Source organism: Acidisphaera rubrifaciens HS-AP3, assembly GCF_000964365.1.
In the GTDB taxonomy this organism is placed as follows: Bacteria; Pseudomonadota; Alphaproteobacteria; order Acetobacterales; family Acetobacteraceae; genus Acidisphaera; species Acidisphaera rubrifaciens.
Map to the genome: position 1 here is coordinate 1 of NZ_BANB01000771.1, position 2,349 is coordinate 2,349.

The 2,349-nt window shown below is 73.3% G+C and carries 3 protein-coding genes; all 3 read left to right on the plus strand.

What is annotated here, in order from left to right:
• Positions 1–688: SDR family NAD(P)-dependent oxidoreductase (locus B8460_RS17475; protein ID WP_048862901.1), on the plus strand; the 688-nt coding region annotated here is incomplete at its 5' end.
• A 9-nt stretch (positions 689–697) separates the two neighbouring features.
• Positions 698–1,456, plus strand: coding sequence for an ABC transporter ATP-binding protein (locus B8460_RS17480; protein WP_048862902.1), 759 nt, complete (start codon positions 698–700; stop codon positions 1,454–1,456).
• Positions 1,453–2,181, plus strand: coding sequence for an ABC transporter ATP-binding protein (locus B8460_RS17485; protein ID WP_048862903.1), 729 nt, complete (start codon positions 1,453–1,455; stop codon positions 2,179–2,181). Before B8460_RS17480 ends, B8460_RS17485 begins: the two co-directional genes overlap by 4 nt.
• Positions 2,182–2,349 lie beyond the last annotated feature (168 nt).

The window sequence follows — 2,349 nt, forward strand, 5'->3', positions numbered from 1 at the left end:
CGCCGTGCTCGACGTCAACATGGGCATGGCGGAGGCGCTGGCGCGCGAGGTCGGCGGCCTTGCCATCCGCGCCGACGTGGGCGACGAGACGAGCCTGCGCGACGCCGCGGCCCGGCTCGCGGCGGAGTGGGGCGAGGCGTCGATCCTCGTCAACAGCGCGGGCGTGCTGCAGGTGCCGCTGCGCCCGTCGGAACTGGCGATGGACACCTATGATCGCGTCGTCCACATCGACCAGCGCGGCACCTATCTGGCCTGCGCCGTGTTCGGCCAGCCGATGGTCGCCCGCCGCCGCGGCGCGATCGTCAACATCGCCTCCGTCGCCGGCATGCGCTCGATGCCGCTGCACGCCTATGCCCCGGCCAAGGCGGCGGTGATCTCCATCACCCAATGCCTCGCCGCCGAATGGGGCCCGGCCGGCGTGCGCGTCAACGCCGTCTCGCCCGGCTTCACCCGGACCCCCGCGCTGCAGGCGGCGATCGACCGGGGCGAACGCGACCCCGCCAACCTGATCGCGACCGCCGCCATGGGCCGGCTCGTCTCGACCGACGAGGTGGCGCGCGCCGTCGCCTTCCTGTGCTCGGACGACGCCTCGGCGATCACCGGCGTCACCTTGCCGGTCGATTGCGGCTGGCTGGTCGCCCCCTCCTGGGCCACCTATGGCGGCCTGCGCGCGCCCGGCAACGCCTGAGGCCGGGGGATGCTGTCGGTCGAGGGTCTGACCAAGCGCTTCGGCGGCGTCGCCGCGATCGACGGCGTCACCCTCGCCTTCGAGACCGGCTCGCTCACCGCCGTGATCGGGCCGAACGGGGCGGGCAAGAGCACCTTCTTCAACCTGATCTCGGGCGCGCTGGTGCCCGATTCGGGGCATGTGCGCCTCGACGGGGCGGAGATCACCGGCCTGTCGCGGGCGGCGATCGTGCGCGCCGGCATCGGCCGCGCGTTCCAGGTGGCGAGCTTCTTTCCCACCCTCACGGTCGCCGAGAACCTGGTCGGCGCCGTCGCCGCCCATCGCGGGCAGGCGGCCGGGATGCTGCGCCGCTACCCGCCGCCGGGTGCGCGCGCCCGCGCGCTGGAAGTGGCCGACATGCTCGGCCTCGCCGAACACGCGGACACCATCTCCGCCAACCTGTCGCATGGCGACCAGAAGCTGCTCGACATCGCGCTCGCGCTGGCGCTGGAGCCGCGCGTGCTGCTGCTCGACGAGCCGACCGCCGGCATGGGGCCGGACGAGCGCTGGCGCATGATCGAGCGGGTGCAGCGCCTCTGGCGGCAGGTCGGCCTCACCCTCGTCTTCATCGAGCACGACATGGACATCGTCTTCCGCATCGCCCAGACGATCCGCGTCCTGTGTTACGGGCGTGTGCTGGCCGAGGGCACGCCCGACGACATCCGCGCCAACCCGGCGGTGATCGAGGCCTATCTCGGCACCCCGCACGCCGGGGCGGACGCGGCATGACGCCGCCCGCCCTTACGCCTGCAGCCCTTACGGTCGAGGGGCTCGACGTCTTCTACGGCGCGAGCCAGATCCTGTTCGGCGTCGGCTTCACCCTGCGCGAGGGGCAGACCATGGCGCTGCTCGGCCGCAACGGCGCCGGCAAGAGCACGACGATGAAGGCGATCGCCGGCCTCGCCCCGCCGCGCGCCGGCACCATCCGACTCGGCGGCCGCGACATCGCAGGCAGCCCGCCCTATCTCGCCGCCCGCCTCGGCCTCGCCTTCGTGCCGGAGGACCGGCAGGTCTTCCCCGACCACACGGTGCAGGACAACCTGGAAATCGCCGCCAAGCGCGGCCCGGCGGGCGAGGATCACTGGACCGTCCCGCGCATCTGGGAGGCGCTGCCGCTGCTGGAACGCCTGCGCGGCCGCGCCGCCGGGCGGCTGTCGGGCGGCGAGCAGCAGATGCTGGCGATCGCCCGCGCGCTGATGGGCAACCCGCGCATCCTGCTCCTCGACGAGCCGAGCGAGGGGCTGGCGCCGATCGTCGTCGCGCGCATCGGCGACCTGCTGCGCGGCCTGCGCGACGCCGGCGCCACCGTCCTGCTCGCCGAGCAGAACATGCATTTCTGCCTGGGGCTGGCCAGCCACGCCGTCATCATCGACAAGGGGCACGTGGTGCACGAGGCCGACATCGAAACCCTCCGCCACGACGAGGCGATCCGCAGCCGCTATCTGGCGATGTAGCCGCGGCGGCCGGTTGGATCACCGACGGGGTGAATGGCCGACGGGCTCGATGGCCGACGGGGCGGCTGCCGGACGGAGAGGGGAATGACCGACATCGAATCGCTGGCGCAGGGCGCGCCGCTCGACTGGGACGCCGTCGCGGCGCATCTCGCCGGGCACGGCATCCGC

Bases quoted from the DNA above. Each gene is read 5' to 3' on its own strand.
- B8460_RS17480 (WP_048862902.1), top strand. From the start codon at position 698: ATGCTGTCGGTCGAGGGTCTGACCAAGCGCTTCGGCGGCGTCGCCGCG.
- B8460_RS17485 (WP_048862903.1), top strand. From the start codon at position 1,453: ATGACGCCGCCCGCCCTTACGCCTGCAGCCCTTACGGTCGAGGGGCTC.